General features: G+C 52.1%; 16 protein-coding genes. 1 reads left to right on the top strand and 15 read right to left on the bottom strand.

All coding sequences use genetic code 11. From position 1 onward, the window contains the following. Positions 1-19: 19 nt before the first annotated feature. On the bottom strand, positions 20-2,179 hold the full coding sequence (locus H6629_17970; protein MCB9069676.1) for a T9SS type A sorting domain-containing protein: 2,160 nt from the start codon (positions 2,177-2,179) through the stop codon (positions 20-22). A 2-nt stretch (positions 2,180-2,181) separates the two neighbouring features. Beyond that, positions 2,182-2,556, bottom strand: a complete 375-nt coding sequence (locus H6629_17965) for a hypothetical protein (GenBank protein ID MCB9069675.1) — start codon at positions 2,554-2,556, stop codon at positions 2,182-2,184. A 194-nt stretch (positions 2,557-2,750) separates the two neighbouring features. Here H6629_17965 and H6629_17960 point away from each other — a divergent pair, with 194 nt between their 5' ends. Next, on the top strand, positions 2,751-2,966 hold the full coding sequence (locus H6629_17960; GenBank protein MCB9069674.1) for a hypothetical protein: 216 nt from the start codon (positions 2,751-2,753) through the stop codon (positions 2,964-2,966). Here H6629_17960 and H6629_17955 read toward each other — a convergent pair. From H6629_17955 to H6629_17895, 13 genes are all read right to left on the bottom strand, one after another. Next, positions 2,911-3,369: a hypothetical protein gene (locus H6629_17955; protein ID MCB9069673.1), complete on the bottom strand. Its 459-nt coding sequence runs from the start codon at positions 3,367-3,369 to the stop codon at positions 2,911-2,913. The two genes, H6629_17960 and H6629_17955, sit on opposite strands and share 56 nt — an antisense overlap. Before the next feature lie 590 nt (positions 3,370-3,959). Further along, on the bottom strand, positions 3,960-4,226 hold the full coding sequence (locus H6629_17950; protein MCB9069672.1) for a T9SS type A sorting domain-containing protein: 267 nt from the start codon (positions 4,224-4,226) through the stop codon (positions 3,960-3,962). 468 nt (positions 4,227-4,694) lie between these two features. Next, a complete protein-coding gene (locus H6629_17945) occupies positions 4,695-7,880 on the bottom strand; it encodes a hypothetical protein (GenBank protein ID MCB9069671.1) in 3,186 nt (1,061 codons plus the stop codon). A 194-nt stretch (positions 7,881-8,074) separates the two neighbouring features. Continuing rightward, positions 8,075-8,275 (bottom strand): hypothetical protein, encoded by a 201-nt coding sequence (locus tag H6629_17940; protein MCB9069670.1) that lies wholly within the window; start codon positions 8,273-8,275, stop codon positions 8,075-8,077. An 891-nt stretch (positions 8,276-9,166) separates the two neighbouring features. After that, a complete protein-coding gene (locus tag H6629_17935) occupies positions 9,167-9,754 on the bottom strand; it encodes a hypothetical protein (protein MCB9069669.1) in 588 nt (195 codons plus the stop codon). Further along, positions 9,684-10,805 carry an SBBP repeat-containing protein gene (locus tag H6629_17930; protein MCB9069668.1) on the bottom strand — a complete coding sequence of 374 codons (1,122 nt, stop codon included), beginning with the start codon at positions 10,803-10,805 and terminating at the stop codon, positions 9,684-9,686. Before H6629_17930 ends, H6629_17935 begins: the two co-directional genes overlap by 71 nt. A gap of 439 nt (positions 10,806-11,244) precedes the next feature. Then, complete coding sequence (locus tag H6629_17925; GenBank protein MCB9069667.1) at positions 11,245-11,472, bottom strand: T9SS type A sorting domain-containing protein; 228 nt, start codon at positions 11,470-11,472, stop codon at positions 11,245-11,247. Positions 11,473-12,495: 1,023 nt separating this feature from the next. Continuing rightward, on the bottom strand, positions 12,496-13,020 hold the full coding sequence (locus H6629_17920) for a hypothetical protein (protein MCB9069666.1): 525 nt from the start codon (positions 13,018-13,020) through the stop codon (positions 12,496-12,498). Between the two features lie 95 nt (positions 13,021-13,115). Then, entirely contained in the window at positions 13,116-13,619 is a 504-nt protein-coding gene (locus tag H6629_17915) for a hypothetical protein (GenBank protein MCB9069665.1), read from the bottom strand. Positions 13,620-14,142: 523 nt separating this feature from the next. After that, positions 14,143-14,397 (bottom strand): hypothetical protein, encoded by a 255-nt coding sequence (locus H6629_17910; protein MCB9069664.1) that lies wholly within the window; start codon positions 14,395-14,397, stop codon positions 14,143-14,145. A 53-nt stretch (positions 14,398-14,450) separates the two neighbouring features. After that, a complete protein-coding gene (locus H6629_17905) occupies positions 14,451-14,873 on the bottom strand; it encodes a hypothetical protein (GenBank protein MCB9069663.1) in 423 nt (140 codons plus the stop codon). Positions 14,874-16,994: 2,121 nt separating this feature from the next. After that, complete coding sequence (locus H6629_17900) at positions 16,995-20,081, bottom strand: S8 family serine peptidase (GenBank protein MCB9069662.1); 3,087 nt, start codon at positions 20,079-20,081, stop codon at positions 16,995-16,997. A gap of 663 nt (positions 20,082-20,744) precedes the next feature. After that, positions 20,745-21,038 (bottom strand): hypothetical protein, encoded by a 294-nt coding sequence (locus H6629_17895; GenBank protein ID MCB9069661.1) that lies wholly within the window; start codon positions 21,036-21,038, stop codon positions 20,745-20,747. Positions 21,039-21,052 lie beyond the last annotated feature (14 nt).

The following is a 21,052-nucleotide window of genomic DNA, read 5'->3' as shown; positions in this document are numbered from 1 at the left end:
TTTTTCAATCGAAATCCGATTACTTCATCAACATCATCTTTTTGGTTTGGACAAACGATCCGGCGGTGATGCGGTAGAGATACATCCCGCTGGCGACTTTTTCGCCGAGATCGTTGCGACCGTTCCAAACGATCTGGTGTTGCCCTGCAGCAAACTCGCTGCTGACCAATGTGCGCACCAACTGACCGCTCAGGTTGAAGATTTTGAGCGTCACGTTGCCGGATTGCGGCAAAGCGAAACGGATGGTCGTTTCCGGGTTGAACGGGTTGGGATAGTTCTGATCCAGCCCGTATTCGGTGGGAATGACCGCAACCGGTTCGCCGGCGGTTTTGCCGAGTCCGTTGCCGAGCAGCACGCCTTCCTGCGCTTCTATCCAGGCTTTGCCGTAGCGATCCATCGCTTTTTCGTTTTTGCCCTGCGCAGCGGCAGCATCCCCGTCGTTCAGGTAATTCTGGGCTTTGGTGATCTGCTGATCCACTTCCGGTGTGCCGGCGTAGGTTTGCGCTTCGGTGATTTTGGCAACCGCATATTCGCGACCGAGCGTGAGCAGGTCGGCAATCACCGGATCTGCGTCCGAGCCTTCATCGGCGGCGTCTTCCAGATAGCCGACAGCATCTTCCAATTTGCCGTAGCCGTCTTCGATATCGCCGTTGTCGTATTTGCTTTGGGCATCAGTCACTTTGCCGTGCGCTTTTTGCAACGCTTTTCGGGCTTTTTTATTGGGATTGTTTGCCAGTAATGCGTCGATGGCATTCAGAACCGGATCGAGATCCATGGAAATTTCCCCGCCGGTGCCGGTGTTATTTGCCAATTGGATGGCTTCTGCGGCGTATTCCCAGGCTTTGCCGTATTCTTTTACGGCTTTGTCGAATTTGTCATCGGCGCGTTCGACGTCGCCATCAGCGAGGGCTTCTGCGGCTTTGTTGAGCAGGTGATCGATTGCCGGGTCACCGGCATAGGCTTGGGCATCGGCGATGGTTTCGGTGGCGATGAGTCGCGCCAGATCGACTGTGGCAATGCGAACGGCATCGGCGTTGGCGCCTTTGTCCATGGCTTTGTTGAGTTCATCAGCGGCATCTGCCAGATCATTAAATCCGCGATCGTATTCACCGGCGGTGAAGTTGTCGCAGGCGCTATTCAGATAATCTTTGGCTTTGATCAGTTTGCTTTTGGATTTCCGTGGCGTGCCGGGATTGTTCAACAGTGCATTCACTTCATCAACCAATAAATCGATTTCCGCACAGATATCCAGTCCTGCCGGTGGATTTACCGTTGTTGATTCTGTTGCACTGTCGTTGTTGCTGTCTGTATCGGTTTGGTCAACCGCCAGCACAAGGGCATCGGAGGAGATGGGGTTGGTGTCGCTATACCCAAGTCCGACATCCCAGGTCATCGTCATCGTGGCTGAGTTCCCCGAAGCGATGCTGGGAATACTCCACTCATTGCCACCCGGACCTTGACTGCCTACCTGGAAAGCGAGGGTTGGAGACGGTACGGTGTTAGCGCCAAACTGAATCACGATGTTAGTTGCTGTCGCGGGTCCGTTGTTCGTCACCGTAATGGTGTGGACGAGATTGTCGATGCCGCCATTCGAACCGGCTATCACAGGGTCAACGTTTTCGCTAATCGTGACTTCAAGATCGACCTGCGGGAAACTAACTGTCGTCGATTCGTTATCACTGTCGTTGTTGCTGTCTGTATCGGTTTGGTCAACCGCCAGCACAAGGGCATTGGAGCTGATGGGATTGGAGTCGCTATAGCCACTTCCGACATCCCAGGTCAGCGTCATCGTTACCGAGTTCCCCAAAGCGATGCTGGGAATACTCCACTCATTGCCACCCGGTCCTTGACTGCCTGCCTGGAAAGCGAGTGTTGGCGCCGTTGTGGTGTTGGCGCCAAACTGAATCACGATGTTGGTTGCTGTCGCGGGTCCGTTGTTCGTCACCGTAATGGTGTGGACGAGGTTGTCTATGCCGCCATTCGAACCGGCTACTACAGGGTCAACGTTTTCGCTAATCGTGACTTCAAGATCGACCTGCGGGAAACTTACTGTCGTCGATTCGTTATCACTGTCGTTGTTGCTGTCTGTATCGGTTTGGTCAACCGCCAGCACAACGGCGTCGGAGCTTGATGGGATTGAGTCGCTATAGCCACTTCCGACATCCCAGGTCATCGTCATCGTTACCGAGTTCCCCAAAGCGATGCTGGGAATACTCCACTCATTGCCACCCGGTCCATGACTGCCATCTGGAAAGCGAGTGTTGGCGCCGTTGTGGTGTTGGCGCCAAACTGAATCACGATGTTGGTTGCTGTCGCTGGACCATTGTTTGTCACCGTGATGGTGTGGACGAGGTTGTCGTTGCCGCCATTCGAACCGGCTACTACAGGGTCACTCGACTCTGAGATACTGATCTGAAGGTCGACAGTTGTCTGTATTTCCGCGATCACTGCCTTGACTCTGTTATTCCCAAGGCCGTTGGCGGTGGTGCGGTTGACAAAGGTGGCACCGCCATCGCTGGAAACGCTCAAGCCGCCAATCGTTGCCGCATACACCATGCTGCCACTGGCGAAGACCCCGCCACCGACAGAGTTACTCCCGAGCCGTCGGTGGTGGTGCGGCGGTTGACAAAGGTGGCGCCGCCATCGCTGGATATGCTCAAGCCGACATACGTTGCCGCATACACCGTGCTGCCATTGACGAATAAGCCGCCTATGACATAGTTACCCTGAGGCCGTCGGTGGTGGTGCGGTTGACAAAGGTAGCGCCGCCATCCGTGGAAATGCTCAAGCCGTCATTCGTTGCCGCATACACCGTGCTGCCACTGGCGAAGACGTCCCAGACAATGTTACTTCTGGCGCCGTTGGCGGTGGTGCGGTTGACAAAGGTGGCGCCGCCATCTGTGGAAATGCTCAAGCCGTCATTTGTTGCCGCATACACCGTGCTGCCACTGGCGAAGATGCCATAGACATAGAAACTCCTGAGCCGTCGGTGGTGGTGCGGTTGACAAAGGTAGCGCCGCCATCCGTGGAAATGCTCAAGCCGCCATTCATTGTCGCATACACCGTGCTGCCACTGGCGAAGACGCAATTGATAGCGTTATTACCGGAGCCGTCAGTGGTGGTGCGGTTGACAAAGGTGGCGCCGCCATCCGTGGAAATGCTCAAGCCGCCATCGGTAGCCGCATACACCGTGCTGCCACTGACGAAAACGTCTTTGATAGCGTTATTACCAAGGCCGTCGGTGGTGGTGCGGTTGACAAAGCTGGCACCGTCATCGCTGGAAATGCTCAAACCGCCATCGGTAGCCGTATAAACGGTGATCTGTGCCTGCGTTTCCGTAACCATTCCGGTGCCTATGAAGAAGCCCAAAAGAATGGTGAGAAATCGTATTTTGTGTGTCATGATTTGTCTCCATGTGTGATAAATGATCGATCTGTGAATAAGTGTTATTGCCGCGTTTATAGTGAAAAAATTGTCCGAAACATGACATAAATTTTACCAAAATAGGTCAGTAGATGAAGAAGCTGAACTCTCGCAACATCGAGACTCTCCTGCATCTAAAGGTTGACACATTGATTTTTTCAAAGGAACATCTATGTTTAAATTCCACTTTTTAACTGGAATAAAGGAATGACATCAAAAAGAACATTGAAAATCGTTTACAACTATTTGGAGAGAAAAATCTCGGCTTTCCAAAAAAACCGGGGTGTGAGTGTTATAGAATGCCGAATAACCTAAAAACATGTGCTGCCAATGACAAAATAAACCACGCAGCTTTAAAAGAAGAAATAACTTGAATTGTTAGAAAATTATGTGTGACTAAATACACATTTTTAGGTGATTTTAATTTTTGCAATCCAACCGAAACCGCGTTTTCCTGAAATCAGAATATGGACTATTTAATGGCAATTTATTAATAAAAAAAAGGCGCGGCAACGCCGCGCCTTTTTACAAAAGTTTTACTTCATCAACATCATCTTTTTGGTTTGGACAAATGATCCGGCGGTGATGCGGTAGAGATACATTCCGCTGGCAACCTTTTCGCCGTTATCATTCCGACCGTTCCAAACGATCTGGTGTTGCCCTGCAGCAAACTCGCTGCTGACCAACGTGCGCACCAACTGACCGCTCAGGTTGAAGATTTTGAGCGTCACGTTGCCGGATTGCGGCAAAGCGAAACGGATGGTCGTTTCCGGGTTGAACGGGTTGGGATAGTTTTGCTCCAACCCGAATTCGGTGTGGGATTTCCGCCAGCGGATCACCGGTGGTTTTGCCGAGTCCGTTGCCGAGCAGCACGCCTTCCTGCGCTTCCGTCCAGGCTTTGCCGTAGCGATCCATCGCTTTTTCGTTTTTGCCCTGCGCAGCGGCAGCGTCCCCGTCGCTCAGGTAATTCTGGGCTTTGGTGATCTGCTGATCCACTTCCGGTGTGCCGGCGTAGGTTTGTGCTTCGGTGATTTTGGCAACCGCGTATTCGCGACCGAGCGTGAGCAGGTCGGCAATCACCGGATCTGCGTCCGCGCCTTCATCGGCGGCGTCTTCCAGATAGCCGACGGCATCTTCCAATTTGCCGTAGCCGTCTTCGATATCGCCGTTGTCGTATTTGCTTTGGGCATCAGTTACTTTGCCGTGCGCTTTTTGCAGCGCTTTGCGGGCTTTTTTATTGGGATTGTTTGCCAGCAACGCATTGATGGCATTCAGAACCGGATCGAGTCCATGGAAATTTCTCCGCCTGTTCCGGTGTCATTTGCCAATTGGATGGCTTCTGCGGCGTATTCCCAGGCTTTGCCGTATTCTTTTACGGCTTTGTCGAATTTGTCATCAGCGCGTTCAGCGTCGCCATCGGCGAGGGCTTCTGCGGCTTTGCTGAGGAGTTGATCGATTGCCGGATCACCGGCAAAGGCTTGCGCATCGGCGATGGTTTCGGTGGCGATGAGTCGCGCCAAATCCACCGTTGCAACCCGGATGGCGCCGGCGTTGGCGCCTTTGTCCATGGCTTTGTTGAGTTCATCAGCGGCATCTGCCAGATCATTAAATCCGCGATCATACTCACCGGCGGTGAAGTTGTCGCAGGCGCTATTCAGATAATCTTTAGCTTTGATCAGCTTGCTTTTGGATTTACGGGGCGTGCCGGGATTGTTCAACAGTGCGTTAATCTCAGCAATCAACGGGTTAATTTCTGCACAAATATCTAACGCATCACAGGCTTCCGGGGCAGTGAACAATGCATTCGTCGTCAGGCTGCACGCCGGTTCTGCAGAAAAAGAGGCGGTGACATTTACAGCCTGCCCGTCTGAAACCAGATCAATCAGTGTAACCGTTTGCGGGCTGGCGGTGATGGCAAAGCTCTGTCCGTTGACATCCAACGTGCCTGTTGTGGGTTGATATGCGTAGGTAACAGTCACTTCCTGGGTGTAAGTGTTGGTCTGCGGATCGCAGGCGGTTTGGTTACCGGCGGTCAGGCCGGTGATGGCGCAGGGTTGTGCTTCATAGGCACCCATGTCGGCGGGATCCGCCAGCGTCAGTGGACGGGGATTCCCTTCGATATCGCTGTCAGGTGCACCGGTGTTGGTGCCGGTGTTGATGGCCGGCGAGCCCGGCTGCAGATGCAGATCGCTGGCGCTGACAAACAGGGGATCCTGGCCGTAGATCATCCCGGGGCCGCAGGTGGCTTCCGGATAGCAGTCCCCCTCCTCCAGCAGGGTATAGCTGAAGGTAGCGGTCGGAGTTCCATCTGCGAACACAAATTGGGCGCCGTTGACAGTGGGGTTGCCGTAAACGATGGTGTTGATGAATTCGGGATTGCTGCCGGTCAGTAATACCGACACCGCTCCCCCGTAATCCGCGCTGTTGCCGGCGATGGTGGTGTTGGTGATCCGGGTAGTGGCCCCCTGAATCAACAACGCTCCTCCGACCCCGTCGGTGCCGGAAGCCCTATTGTTGCGGAAAATCGTGTTGGTCACGGTGTTGGACTGCTCATAGGCAATCGACATTCCGCCGCCACCGGCGTTAGCAACGTTACCGACAAAGTCACACTGGTTCACTGCCGAAAAGGAATACCAGTTAAAAATCCCCCCGCCGTAGAGGGCCTGGTTTTCCGTAAAGGTGGAGGTGGAAATGCTGACTATAGCTTGGTCGTTACAGACGGCGCCCCCCCAGTATGTCGCCGTATTTCCCTGGAACAACGAGCCGCTAAAAGTCGTGCTGTTGTCGGCGATATTGTAGATGGCCCCGCCGTTGCAGTTGATCGCGGTGTTGTCGATGAACCGGCAGTTTTCGATTGTCGCAGAATACACCCCCCCGGCAAGTTCGATGCCAACAGCACCCCCGCCACCATAATATTCCTGTTGACCGCGATCTTCGGCGAGGACCCTGTTTCCGGTAAAGTCGCAATCGTTTATTTGGGCGAAAGCATTCTGTATATACAGGCCACCACCACGGCCTAAGAATTCTACCCCGTCACCGGCCTGGTTATTGGTAAAGGTGCTGTTGGTGATGGAGTGGGGGGTGGAGTTGAGTTGGTTTAGTAAGTAAACAGCGCCACCCGACAACTTGGTGGAATTCCCGTCAAACGAACAGCCCGAGATGGACACCGGGGCGAATGCCATTAACGCGCCTCCATTAACCGCCCGGTTATCCGTGAAGTTGCAGGCGGTCATGGCCAGAAAAGAGCCGGGATTAGGGACGACATAAACTGCCCCGCCAGCATCATCCAATGACGTCTGCTGGGCAACGTAATTGCCGGTAAAGGTGGAATGATCAATGGTGGTCGGGCCATCTAGATGAAGTGCCCCTGCGCTGCTGTTGGCGAAATTGCCGGTAAAGTTGCAGTAGCTGACGGCATTGGTTCCTGTCAGACCCATCGCGGCACCAACATACGCGGCGGAATTGCCACTGAACTCACAGTGCATAACCGATGTTATATTGCCTCTTGAGCCTTGTATTCCTACGGAGTTATACCCGTAGTTACCGCTGAAGGTGCTGTGAGTTACTGTCAGCACCCCACGGATCGCATAAATGCCGGCGCCCCCGATCGCGCTGGCCGAGTTGCCGCTGAAGCGGCAGTTGGTCACGAGCAGTTCCCCGCCATCCATATAAATCCCCGCACCGCGGGCAGTCGGGCTGGGAAAGGGATTGGGCACGTCAGCAGCCCCGGCGGTAAAAGTAAAACCGTCGATCACCGTCCCGGCACCCACCCCGGAGGCATTGACGATGGTATGGGAGTTGTCGCCGGTATTGGTGTTGGTGGTGGCATCGGTGGCCACCGGCTGCTGGCCGTCGTTGCCCTGCAGATCGCCGCTGAGGATGGTGGGGTTGGTATCGAAGTCCCGCAGGCCCAGGTCGTAGCCGGAAGGCTCGTTGCCGGCGAAACCGCCGTAGATGCTCACCCCGTCTTTCATAACAAAGGCTATGTTGCGGTCGGTGGTGGGGGTCGGTTTGTAGAGGCCCTTTGCCACCCAAACCTGGTCTCCCGCGCTGGCGCCGTCAATCATGGCCTGCAGGTTATCGGAGGCGTTGTTCCAGTCGCTGCCGTCACCGCTGCCGCTGGCAATTTCCTTTACATATCGAATGATACCGACAGCATAGGGACTAATCGGAGTGGTGCCTCCCCTTTTCCCAAAGGTTACAAACCGGGGAGCACTCTGGTCGCTCGGCGCTTCCCAATCTTCCATTTGAAGGGGCTGCAGCGGCTGCATCTGCTGCGTACCGGGGCGGAGCAATATTCCCTTCGTGGAAAGCCCCCTGGACGGCTCCGCAGAGATCGCCGGCATGGGCAGGGATTTCTCCTGGGCCAGACCAAACCCGCCGGATAAAAGCAGTAGGACTATCCACAGCACCAGAGGGTTGAATAGATTTTTCTTCATGGGTAAAGCATTTTTCATTGGTTGGCTCCTTTTAAGCAATGATAAATGAGATATGAGTGATATTCTAAAAAGCCCTTTTTTTAAGGGCTGGCAATCCCTTGTATCGCAACGATTAAGTTGGTGTCCGCACGTTTAACGGATGATAGAGAGCGTGGGCGAACGCTGCTCGCCCCTACCCAAAAATTATTTCATCAACATCATCTTTCTGGTTTTCACAAACGATCCGGCGGTGATGCGGTAGAGATACATGCCGCTGGCGACTTTTTTTGACCGGTGTCGTTACGTCCGTCCCACTGAACGGTGTTGCTGCCGGCATTCTGTGAGCCGGAAACCAGCGTGCGCACCTGCTGTCCTAAAGTATTGTAGATTACCAGTTTTACATTGCTGACCGCTGGCAACTGATAGTTGATCACGGATGTCGTCGGATTGAATGGGTTCGGATAGTTTTGCTCCAACCCGAATCGGTGGGGATTCCGCCAGCGGATCGCCGGCGGTTTTGCCAAGCCCGTTGCCGAGCAGCACGCCTTCCTGCGCTTCCGTCCAGGCTTTGCCGTAGCGATCCATCGCTTTTTCGTTTTTGCCCTGCGCAGCGGCAGCGTCCCCGTCGCTCAAATAATTTTGGGCTTTGGTGATCTGCTGATCCACTTCGGGTGTACCGGCGTAGGTTTGTGCTTCAGTGATTTTGGCAACCGCATAATCGCGACCGAGCGTGAGCAGGTCGGCGATCACCGGATCTGCGTCCGAGCCTTCATCGGCGGCGTCTTCCAGATATCCGACAGCGTCTTCCAATTTGCCGTAGCCGTCTTCGATATCGCCGTTGTCGTATTTGCTTTGGGCATCAGTCACTTTTCCGTGCGCTTTTTGCAAGGCTTTGCGGGCTTTTTTATTGGGATTGTTTGCCAGCAATGCGTCGATGGCATTCAGAACCGGATCGAGATCCATGGAAATTTCCCCGCCAGTGCCGGTGTTGCCCGCTAACTGGATGGCTTCTGCAGCGTATTCCCAGGCTTTGCCGTATTCTTTTACGGCTTTGTCGAATTTGTCATCGGTGCGTTCGGCATCGCCATCGGCGAGGGCATCTGCGGCTTTGTTAAGCAGTTGATCGATTGCCGGGTCACCGGCAAAGGCTTGCGCATCGGCGATGGTTTCGGTGGCGATGAGTCGCGCCAAATCCACTGTGGCAATGCGGATAGCGCCGGCATCTGCACCTTTGTCCATGGCTTTGTTGAGTTCGTCTGCCGCGTCTGCCAGATCATTATATCCGCGGTCGTATTCACCGGCGGTGAAGTTGTCGCAACCATTGTTCAGATAATTTTTGCTTTTTTCAAGTTTTTGCGTGCTTTCCGAGGTGTGCCGGGATCAGTTATCAGCGCATCGACTTCGCCGATCAGCACATCGATTTCTGCGCAAATGTCCAGTTCTGCCGGAAGATTACCGCCCTGAAACTTTGCCACAAATATGTCACTATTACCGGCGCTGGTCAGCGCGGTTTCGTTGGTCTCCCCGGCACCAAAAGTTGCAGTGGTATTGAAATAACCAGTGATATAGCTATTGCCGTCTCCGTCCAGTTTAATGCCATCACCACTATCTAAATCGCTTCCACCGTTGCGTTTGGCCCAGATCAGGGTCCCGTCGGGGGCATACTTAGCCAGGAAAAGGTCATAACTCCCGGCACTGCTCATAGTGGTTTCATTGGTTTCCCCCGCCCCGAAGGTGGCGGTAAGGCTGAAATAACCGGTGACAAAGCTGTTGCCGTCTTCATCCAGCGCGATGCCATTACCACCATCAAAATCACTTCCTCCAACGCCCCTGGCCCCCAGATCAAGGTTCCGTCGGGGCATATTTCGCCAGGAAAATGTCAGCTTGACCTGCATTGCTAAGGGTGGTTTCATTGGCTTCTCCGGCCCCAAAGGTGACACTGCCATTGTAGATATTACCGGTGATCGTGCTGTTGCCGTCACTGTCCACCGCAATGGCATTACTGGTAGCATAGTTACCGCTGGAAACGCCGTCGCGTTTGGCCCAGATCAGGGTCCCGTCGGGGGCATACTTGGCCAGGGCAATGTTTTGAACACCGGCGCTGCTGAGGGTAGTTTCATTGACTTCCCCATTGCCAAAAGTGGCGGAACCTCTGAAATAACTGCTGACCAGGATGTTGTCCTCACTGTCCACCGCGAGGGCATAGCTATTAATTAAGCTTGCGTTCGCGCTTTTGACCCAGATCAGGGACCCGTCCGGTGCATACTTGGCCAGGAAGATGTTCGCAAAATTACCGGTGTTCAGGATGGTTTCATTGGTTTCCCCCACCCCAAAGGTGGCGCTAACAAAGTAAGAACCTGTGATCAGGCTGTTGCCGTTGCTGTCCAGCGTGATGTCTCGGGCAGTATCACCGTCGGTTCCACCGGCCCTTTTGGCCCATATCAGGGTCCCGTCTGGGGCAAATTTCGCCAGGAATATGTCGAAACTACCGACGCTGACCAGGATGGTCTCATTGGTTTCCCCCGCTCCAAAGGTGGCGGTACCATTGAAATAACCGATGAGAAGACTGTTGCCGTCACCATCCACCACTATGCCTTGGCTAATATCAATACCGCTCCCACCAGCCCTTTTGGCCCATATCAGGGTTCCGTCGGGGGCATACTTGGCCAGGAAGAAGTCACTAAGACCGGCGCTGACCAGGATGGTTTCATTGGTTTCCCCTGTGCCAAAGGTTGCTGTGTTCCGGAAGTAACCGGTTACATAGCTATTGCCGTTGTCATCCACCGCTATGCTGTTGCCATAATCATTGCCGGATCCGCCAGCGCTTTTTACCCAGAGCAGGTCCTGCGCCGCTGCCGGGATAACCGTTAGCAGCGTGAATAGCAACATTAGCCAGCAGAATAAATTTTTCTTCGCACTTAATCCGTATGACGCCTTTCGATAAATATTATTCACCAATTCCATACATTCTCCTTGTTAATTTGGTTGATACATTTCATATCTAACATCCTCCTGATTTATAATGAATTGTTCAGCAACATCGGGTGTGACCATCTTCAAATAACATGTGATTGGTATAGTCAAGTTTTTTATGATACATCAAATTTGAAAATCGAAAACAGAAATGGTCACATTTTACAATATATTGCAATTTATGAATTTCTGATCGCCCAACAGTTTAACCAATATAGTTGTTCCGGTAGGGTGATTTCTTTTCAATACTGCGCATTTTTTTGTCATTTTCACGCATCGGGCACATTTTTCGGCAATTTCGCTCCCAAAATGCCCGGTGGGTTTGAAATCAGTAAGGCAATAAGAACAAACCTCTGGATATCCCAGACACCCGGTTTTTGTTGATTTATAAAAAAAGGCGCGGCAACGCCGCGCCTCTACAGAGATATTGTTACTTCATCAACATCATCTTTCTGGTCTGGACAAACGATCCGGCGGTGATGCGGTAGAGATACATCCCGCTGGCGACTTTTTGACCGGTGTCGTTACGTCCGTCCCACTGAACGGTGTAGCTGCCGGCATTCTGCGAGCCGGAAACCAGCGTGCGCACCTGCTGTCCTAAAGTATTGTAGATTACCAGTTTTACATTGCTGACCGCTGGCAACTGATAGTTGATCACTGTCGTCGGGTTGAATGGGTTCGGATAGTTTTGCTCCAATGAATATTCGGTTGGGATAATCCGCCAATGGTTCGCCGGTGGTTTTGCCGAGTCCGTTGCCGAGCAGCACGCCTTCCTGCGCTTCCGTCCAGGCTTTGCCGTAGCGATCCATCGCTTTTTCGTTTTTGCCCTGCGCAGCGGCAGCGTCCCCGTCGCTCAGGTAATTCTGGGCTTTGGTGATCTGCTGATCCACTTCCGGCGTTCCGGCGTAGGTTTGCGCTTCGGTGATTTTGGCAACCGCATATTCGCGACCAAGCGAGAGCAGGTCGGCAATCACCGGATCGGCATCCGAACCTTCATCAGCGGCGTCTTCCAGATAGCCGACGGCGTCTTCCAGCTTGCCGAATCCGTCTTCGATATCGCCGTTGTCGTATTTGCTTTGGGCATCTGTTACTTTACTGTGTGCTTTTTGCAAGGCTTTTCGGGCTTTTTTATTGGGATTATTTGCCAGCAACGCGTCGATGGCATTCAGAACCGGATCGAGATCCATGGAAATTTCTCCGCCGGTGCCGGTGTCATTAGCCAATTGAATCGCTTCTGCGGCGTATTCCCAGGCTTTGCCGTATTCTTTTACGGCTTTGTCGAATTTGTCATCGGCGCGTTCGGCATCGCCATCGGCGAGGGCTTCGGCGGCTTTGCTGAGCAGATGGTCAATCGCCGGATCGCCCGCATAGGCTTGGGCATCGGCGATGGTTTCGGTGGCGATCAATCGCGCCAAATCCACTGTGGCAATGCGGATAGCGCCGGCATCTGCACCTTTGTCCATGGCTTTGTTGAGTTCGTCTGCCGCGTCTGCCAGATCATTATATCCGCGGTCGTATTCACCGGCGGTGAAGTTGTCGCAACCGTTGTTCAGATAATTCTTGGCTTTTTCAAGTTTTTGCGGGCTTTCCGGGTGTGCCGGGATCAGTTATCAGCGCATCGACTTCGCCGATCAGCACATCGATTTCTGCGCAAATGTCCAGTTCTGCCGGCGGTGGTGTATCACAGATATACCGACCGATGAAAAGCGACGGTTTGCCCCCGGCAACTGTAAAAATCCCCGACATATATATCATTGTCCATGCCTGTTATAGACTGGGCAATGTTATCCAATCCGGAACCCAATGGCGACCAGGTGCTACCGTCCCATTTAGCGATGCGGTTGAGTGTGACGCTGCCATCCCCGGTTTCGGTGAAGTTTCCCCCAACATAAATGTCGTTGCCGATAGTGGTCATGGCTTGGACATAGCTGTTAAACCCTTGTCCCACGGTTGCCCAGTTGCTGCCGTCCCATTTGGCGATGTAGTCGAGTTCGAGAAGACCATCCCCGCTTTGGGTGAAGCGTCCTCCGGCATAGAGATCGCTGCCGATGGTGGTTAGAGACCAGACGAGGTCGTTGAAGCCGAGTCCCACGGCTGTCCAGTTGCTGCCATCCCATTTGGCGATACGGTTGAGCCCGGTGACGCTGCCATCCGCGGTCTGGACGAAGAATCCGGCAACATAAAGATCGCTGCTGATGACGGTCATGGCATAGACAGAGCTGTTTAGCCCCGCACCAACTGCTGCCCAGCTACTGCCGTCCCACTTGGCAATACGGTTGAGTGAGACGCTGCCATCCCCGCTTAGGGTGAAGTTTCCCCGGCATAGAGATCGCTGCCTAAAGTGGTAAGGGTATTTACCGATGCGTTTAGCCCGTTACCAACAGCCGACCAGTTGCTGCCGTCCCATTTGGCGATGCGGTTGAGCCCGGTGACGCTACCGTCCGCAGTTTGGGTGAAGTCTCCACCAACATAGAGATCTGTTCCGATGAAGGTCAGGGATCTGACAATTCTATTTAGCCCGGATCCCAGCGTGGACCAGTTGCTGCCGTCCCATGTGGCGATGCGGTTTAACGTGACGCTGCCGTCCGCGGTCTGGGTGAAGCTTCCACCGATATACAGAATGCCATTGCTGACAACCATGCTATTAACTGAACTGTTGGGTAGGAATAATCCTTTGCCGCGCGTTCCCAGTATTGACCAGCTACTGCCATCCCATTTGGCGATATTGTTTAACCCGACGATGTTGCCATCCCCGGTCTGGCTAAAAGATCCCCCGACATAAAGATCCGTACCACTGCTGGACAAAGCATTGACAGCTCTGTAAAGTTCTACATCAAGCCCGCCCCCAGCGCAGACCAGGAGAGTGCCATTCCATTTGGCGATGCGGTTTAGCCCGGTAACGCTGCCATCCGCGGTCTGGATGAATTCTCCCCGGCATAGATATCTGTGCCGATCGCGGTAAGGGACCTGACAGGACTATTCAGCCCGGATCCCAACGCGCTCCAGCTGCTGCCGTCCCATTTGGCGATTCGGTTGAGTGTGACACTGCCATCTGCTGTCTGGGTGAAGTCTCCCCCGACGTAAAGATCCGTGCCATTAGTAGTTGTCGTAAAGATCCCAATGGTAGCACTTAGCCCTGTTCCCAGTGCCGACCATGAAGTGCCGTCCCATTTGGCGATGTGGTTGAGTGTGACGCTGTTATCTGCGGTCTTGGTAAACCATCCCCCGGCATAAATATCCGTGCCAATGAGGGTCAGAGAAAAGACGATGCTGTTGAACCCGGTTCCCAGAGCTGCCCAGTTGCTGCCGTCCCATTTGGCAATGTAATTTAGCCCGGTAACGCTGCCATCTCCGGTTTGGGTGAAACCCCCGCCGCATACAATTCGCCACCGAGTATGGCAAAGTCTCTTACCGCATTATTGAATCCTGAACCCACCGGTGTCCAGTTGCTGCCGTCCCATTTGGCAATGTAGTTTAGCCCGGTAACGCTGCCATCTCCGGTGCTTGAAAACTGACCTCCGGCATAGATAAAACCGTTAAATTCAATGATGGCGATTACATTAAAATTGAGACCGGCACCCAATGCTTGCCAGGATGTACCATCCCACTTGGCGATACTTTTTGCAGCGGCGTTTCCTACAGTCGTAAAATATCCGCCGATATACAGTTCACCCCGATGATGGATGTAGTTATTACATTATTATTCGCCCCGGTAACGCCACTGCCGGAAAACTGATCGTCCCACTGCCCATCACCGGCTGAACTCAAATGTGCCGGAGCGTTGGTGGGTTGCGGTTGGTTAATAGGCACAAAGCGCGGCTCGCCATTGGGCCCGTTTACCATGTGATATCCATTCAAGTCCAGATTACCGGAAAATCCGTTGTTGAGGTTGATGGTGCCGTCTGCGTTCAGCAGATCGGATACGGGTGTCTGTGGTGCAGACATCATCGATTCCTGTGCAAGAACCGGCGATGCGGCAAACAGCAGCCATAGTGCCATCGCGGTGAAAATGCAACGGAGTGTTCGTTGCCAGGGTTCAATAGTATTGAAAATAATCATTTAATAGTTCCTCCTGAGTAAGGGGTGTTTAATAAAAACCAAAGACTGTGAAAATTTTCTAATGATGTTCAGCGGTGTTACAATTACAGGTGAGACTGTTTAAGGTTAGTATCCCGCGCTAAAAGTGAACCGTAATTCCGGTCGCGGATTGCGAAATATACATGCGAGTGAAAAAACGTTAGAGTTTTGGGTCACATATTGCAATATCATGTTTTATCAAAGACCAAACTGTTGAATAGTTTATCACAGGAGAACCGGGGCGGTTACTGCAACATCAGGAACTTCCTGTGGCGTGTTTCAAACTGTTGCTGCTGTCAATTTAGCTTTTCAGAAGGGTGATTTCTTTTCAATACTGCGCATAATTTTGTCATTTTCGCGCATTGGGCACATTTTATTGGCAATTTTTCCCCCAAAATACCCGGTGGGTTGAGAAACAGAAACGCAATAACAACAAACCCCAGATGTTACAGACGTCCGGGGGTTTGTTGATTTATTCAGAAAAATGATGGTTTACTTTTCCAAATTTACTTCATCAACATCATCTTTTTGGTTTGGACAAATGATCCGGCGGTGATGCGGTAGAGATACATCCCGCTGGCAACCTTTTCGCCGAGATCGTTGCGACCGTTCCAAACGATCTGGTGTTGTCCTGCAGCAAAATCGCTGCTGACCAACGTGCGCACCAACTGACCGCTCAGGTTGAAGATTTTGAGCGTCACGTTGCCGGATTGCGGCAAAGCGAAACGGATGGTCGTTTCCGGATTGAAGGGGTTGGGATAGTTCTGATCCAGCCCGTATTCGGTGGGAATGACCGCAACCGGTTCGCCGGCGGTTTTGCCGAGTCCGTTGCCGAGCAGCACGCCTTCCTGCGCTTCTATCCAGGCTTTGCCGTAGCGATCCATCGCTTTTTCGTTTTTGCCCTGCGCAGCGGCAGCGTCCCCGTCGCTCAAATAATTTTGGGCTTTGGTGATCTGCTGATCCACTTCCGGTGTGCCGGCGTAGGTTTGCGCTTCGGTGATTTTGGCAACAGCGTAATCGCGACCGAGCGTGAGCAGGTTGGCGATCACCGGATCGGCGTCCGAGCCTTCATCGGCGGCGTCTTCCAGATAGCCGACGGCGTCTTCCAGCTTGCCGTATCCGTCTTCGATATCGCCGTTGTCGTATTTGCTTTGGGCATCAGTCACTTTGCCGTGCGCTTTTTGCAACGCTTTGCGGGCTTTTTTATTGGGATTGTTTGCCAGCAACGCATCGATGGCATTCAGAACCGGATCGAGATCCATGGAAATTTCCCCGCCGGTGCCGGTGTTGCCCGCCAGTTGAATGGCTTCTGCGGCGTATTCCCAGGCTTTGCCGTATTCTTTCACGGCTTTGTCGAATTTGTCATCAGCGCGTTCGGTATCGCCATCGGCGAGGGCTTCTGCTGCTTTGCTGAGGAGTTGATCGATTGCCGGATCACCAGCATAAGCTTGGGCATCGGCAATGGTTTCGGTGGCAATCAACCGTGCCAGGTCAACGGTAGCAACCCGGATGGCACCGGCGTTGGCGCCTTTGTCCATGGCTTTGTTGAGTTCATCAGCCGCGTCTGCCAGATCATTAAATCCGCGGTCGTATTCACCGGCGGTAAAATTGTCGCAGGCGCTATTCAGATAATCTTTAGCTTTGATCAGCTTGCTTTTGGATTTCCGTGGCGTACCGGGATTGTTCAGCAATGCGTCAATCTCCGCAATCAACGGGTTAATTTCTGCACAAATATCTAACGCATCACAGGCTTCCGGGGCAGTGAACAATGCATTCGTCGTCAGGCTGCACGCCGGTTCTGCAGAAAAAGAGGCGGTGACATTTACAGCCTGCCCGTTTGAAACCAGATCAATCAGTGTAACGGTTTGCGGGCTGGCGGTGATGGCAAAACTCTGACCGTTCACATCCAGTGTGCCGCTGGCGGGTTGATGCGCGTAGGTTACCGTTACCTGTTGGGTATACAGGTTGGTTGCCGGATCGCAGGCGGTTTGGGTGCCGGCAGCTAACGCCGTGATGGCACAGGGTTCACAGTTTGCCGGAGCGGTAAATAATGCTGCCTGCGTCAGGCTGCAGGTCGGATCTTCGGAAAAGGAAGCTGTGACATTAACAGCCTGTCCATTTGAAACCAGACCAACCAGTGTAACGGTTTGCGGGCTGGCGGTGATGGCAAAGCTCTGTCCGTTGACATCCAACGTGCCTGTTGTGGGTTGAAATGCGTAGGTAACGGTCACTTCCTGGGTGTAAGTGTTGGTCTGCGGGGGCACAGGCGGTTTGGTTACCTGCAGCCAACCCGGTGATGGCACAAGCCGGATCGCTTAAATCCAGTGTTAGCCTGTTGCCAGGTACATTAAGTGTCTCGATACCGGTTCCATCCGTATTTCCGCGCTGAATGCCAATACCGTCCCGGCGGCCCCAATAGAGTTTTCCATTAGCCACATCAATGTCCAGGTCCGAGGCTTCAAACCCGGTAAATACGTTTTCAACATTGCTACCATCAAGGTTAGCGCGGGTAATCGCATCACTCTCGGTATTACCAAAATACATTTTACCATTAACCAGATCCAGAGCCAGACCAAATGGATCTACACTAAGATCAACGACTTTCTCCGGATTTGAGCCATCTAAATTCGCCCGCCAAATACCTTCCGGTGCTGTGGCGAAATCAAATCCTTCACACCAGTACATTTTTCCACCGGCGATATCCAGGGAAAGTCCGTTGGCATTTTGACCGGAAAAACTGACCAATGTCACAATACCGGTACCATCTAAATTCGCCCGCCGGATACGCCGGTCTGCAACCGGAAAAACCTCGATCCAATAGATCTGGCTATTCACGGCATCCACCGCGATGGAATACGGTGAACTCAGCCCGGATAGAACTGTCTCCATGTTGGTGCCATTCAGATCGCTGCGATAAAAGGTATCGTCAAACAAGTCTATCCAGTATAATTTGCGGTTGATCTCATCTACTGCCCCATCCAGAGGTCCGGAAAGCCCTGATTGCACGGTGGCAAGGTTGCTACCATCAAGTTCAGCTCGCTGAATGGTTTTGCCAGCAGAACTAAACGAATATAATTTTTGTCCGCCAATTACCGGCTCCATTACCGAAAGCTCCACCGGAATTTGGATAGTCACGTTGTTGGGATCATTGGAAGTCACTTCGATGGTTCCCTGGTAGAGACCGTTGCTCAAACCCGTTGCATTTACATTGACCTGCACCGTCTGATTGTCCTGCGGAGCGATGATCCCGGCATTGAGGTTTATCCCCAACCAGTCAATATTGGAGCCTTGCAGTGTGGCATTCCAGTGCAGATTCAGGTTTCCGGCAGGTGCATCATTGGAAATGGTGAGCATATCTGTGGTGTTTTCACCGGTGTTGAGGTTAAAGAAGAATGCGCCCGGCGATACCGCGATGTCCGGCGGTGGCAAACTGTTTACGTTCAGATCGACGACGATCTCAACGAGCGGGTCATCTGGGTCGTTGCTGTTGATGTTCAGCGTGCATTGGTAATTCCCGGCAATCATCCCTAAGGTGTTGATGCTAACGGTGATTTGTTCATTGGTGTTTCCGGATAGACGTCCAATTGCTTTATCAATAGAAAGCCAGGTACAGGCGGGATCGTAAGTAATGTTCCAGAATAAGTTGCGGGCGTTAGCGCCGCCGGCATTGCTGATGGTAAAGACATCGCTATCGGTCAGATCCGGGTCCATCGTGAAACTGAGTCCGGTTGGTGAAACAGAAGCTTGCGGCGGAACGGAACTCAGCGCAAAATTCAGTGCGGCGTAGGCATTTACACGACCATAGCCGGTTTCGATATCAAAACCGGCAGCGCCGATATCCACTGCCGTGCTGTTGATGACATCGCGAATATCGTCATTGGTGAGTGAGGGCGCATAAGAACGGACTAACGCTGCCACACCGGCGACGAACGGAGCAGCTGAAGAAGTACCGTTAAAAGTGGCTGTGTAATCTCCGGCAGAGTATCCGCCGGCGCCGAGAATATCTGTCGTATGGATGCGGGTGCCCGGTGCCATTACGTCCAGGTCTGCACCGTAGCTGCTGCCCCAGAAGGTTTCACCGTCGCAGGAAGAAGGCGATTTGCGCTCGTTGCAGGGACTCATTGCACCAATCGCCATAACATTGGCAAAACTTGCCGGATACTCGGCAAATGAATTGTTATCATTACCCCGGGCAGCCACCAGAATACAACCCATGCTATGCGCATAGTTTACAGCAGCTTCTTCTGTTGCGCTGTATCCGCCGCCAAAACTCATGGAAAGAACATGAGCGCCGTTATCTGCGGCATAGTTGATACTGTTGACAATTGCAGTTAAGGTGAGTGAACTACCGCTGCCCCCCGCTTTAAGCGGCATAATCTTGCAATTCCAGTTAACCCCGGCGACACCGATGCCGTTATTTCCGGCCGCGGCAGCAATACCGGCACATGAGGTGCCATGACCATTGTCATCCATGGGATCGTTGTCATCATTGTAAAAATCATACCCGGGAAGCATGCGTCCGGCAAATTCCGGGTGGTTGTAATCGACACCGGAATCGATAATGGCCAGAATGATGCTGTTATCGCCGGTGTGCAAATCCCAGGCGAGCTGGGCGTTGATGTCCGCGCCGGGTGTTCCGACCGTGCCCACGTTGTTGTAGGGAATTGCCTGTCCGGTGTTGTTCAAAGCCCACTGGCTGGCATACAATGGATCGTTGGGAACGGCTGTCAAAGTACGAAGAAGGTTCGGCTCGGCATAGGCAATTTCCGGCAGTTTTTCATACTCAGCGATTGCCTTTTCGATATCGGTACCGTCAGAGACCTTTAACACATATATGCGGGTTAGACCGAACTGTTCGGCTTTGGCTGCGCTGGCAGCTTTTTGGGAGATGGTTTTGAACACCGGTTCAGCACTGCGCACGCCATAGCGGTTATTCAGCGCATCCAGCGCCGGCAGGCCAGTAGCGCCGTAAATCGGGCGATGGCTCAACCCGGCCTGTTTCGCCGCGGTTGCCTTAATTTGGACAATAATTTCATTATCAACAAATTGTTGCTTTTGTGTGTCATCCGTTTGTTGATCTCTGGCAGGCTGTGAAATCAATGCGCCGGTTGACGCAACTAGAAACAAGCCTAACAAAATAAATTTGAGAAAAATTAGTTTGCAGAAATTTGCAGAAACCAATTTATTCATTGTGGACATCCTCCGTTAAAGTAAATGTATTTATGGACTTGCAACATTCTGGAAGAGATAATTCCTCACCGGGTCGATCAACCCAGGTAGAAATAAATGGCGAGAACGATTTCATCCTTGAAATGTTAAGAGCGAACAATCTGAACAAATGCACTTCGAAAATCTGATACTATTTATGTCGAAGTATTGCGGCGTAAACAGTTGTTTTGATTATAGAGACGCTAAAATGCAACTTCAGCTTAAAAAGGAATGAATTACCGGATGCTTTGAAATCCGGGGGTGAAAAGTTTGGAATGTTGAACCACTAACAGACGTTGCCTAGTTGCGAAGCACTATTTAAATTCCCAAATAAGGCGATGTAAATAACAACCTTTTTGGAATTTCTCGTTGTGACAAATCGCACCGCCAAACATATTGTTATCTAAATATAATCATATTGAAAAATACAACATTTTCGTGACGCATTGCACTGACGATCAGTGATGCATTTCGTTCAATCTTGAATTTCAATTATCAATTGAGAAATGTTTCCCAACGGTTTCAGAATTAAGATGAAATTGACTATTCCAGCAAACGACTTGTCTGGTTTTTGGGATAAACATCACAATCACTGTTTTGAATTGGATGAAATAAAATAGTGCTTTTTCAAAGGGTTTGAATGATTCAATGGTTGTTATCTGATTTCGGCAAATGATAATCCTGCGGCATTTCCCCGACGGACTTCAGTTGCAAGCCAAACTCATCGCGCCAGATAAAATCAGTTGCCCGGGGGACATCCGCCGGGTTCGGAACGATGAGCAGGTAGACAGCTTGCTCGGCATTACCATCCTGTTGTATTTCACATAAAATTCGAAGCGCTTCCAATGCGTTTTTTATTTGTCTTGCCTGAATATTATTGGCTGTGCGCCATACCAATCCTTTGATCTGTTGCGGATTGAATGATTCAGAGTTTTTCAAGATGCACCTTTTGT

The organism is Calditrichia bacterium (assembly GCA_020634975.1).
Classification (GTDB): domain Bacteria; phylum Calditrichota; class Calditrichia; order RBG-13-44-9; family J075; genus JACKAQ01.
This window is presented reverse-complemented; position numbering and strand designations above follow the sequence as displayed.

Excerpts from the sequence above, each read along its gene's own strand:
- H6629_17970 (MCB9069676.1), bottom strand. The coding sequence starts at position 2,179 with ATGACGATGACCTGGGATGTCGGAAGTGGCTATAGCGACTCAATCCCA.
- H6629_17965 (MCB9069675.1), bottom strand. The coding sequence starts at position 2,556 with ATGGTGTATGCGGCAACGATTGGCGGCTTGAGCGTTTCCAGCGATGGC.
- H6629_17945 (MCB9069671.1), bottom strand. The coding sequence starts at position 7,880 with ATGAAAAATGCTTTACCCATGAAGAAAAATCTATTCAACCCTCTGGTG.
- H6629_17935 (MCB9069669.1), bottom strand. The coding sequence starts at position 9,754 with ATGAAACCACCCTTAGCAATGCAGGTCAAGCTGACATTTTCCTGGCGA.
- H6629_17930 (MCB9069668.1), bottom strand. The coding sequence starts at position 10,805 with ATGGAATTGGTGAATAATATTTATCGAAAGGCGTCATACGGATTAAGT.
- H6629_17920 (MCB9069666.1), bottom strand. The coding sequence starts at position 13,020 with ATGACCGTCATCAGCAGCGATCTTTATGTTGCCGGATTCTTCGTCCAG.
- H6629_17905 (MCB9069663.1), bottom strand. The coding sequence starts at position 14,873 with ATGATTATTTTCAATACTATTGAACCCTGGCAACGAACACTCCGTTGC.
- H6629_17900 (MCB9069662.1), bottom strand. The coding sequence starts at position 20,081 with ATGAATAAATTGGTTTCTGCAAATTTCTGCAAACTAATTTTTCTCAAA.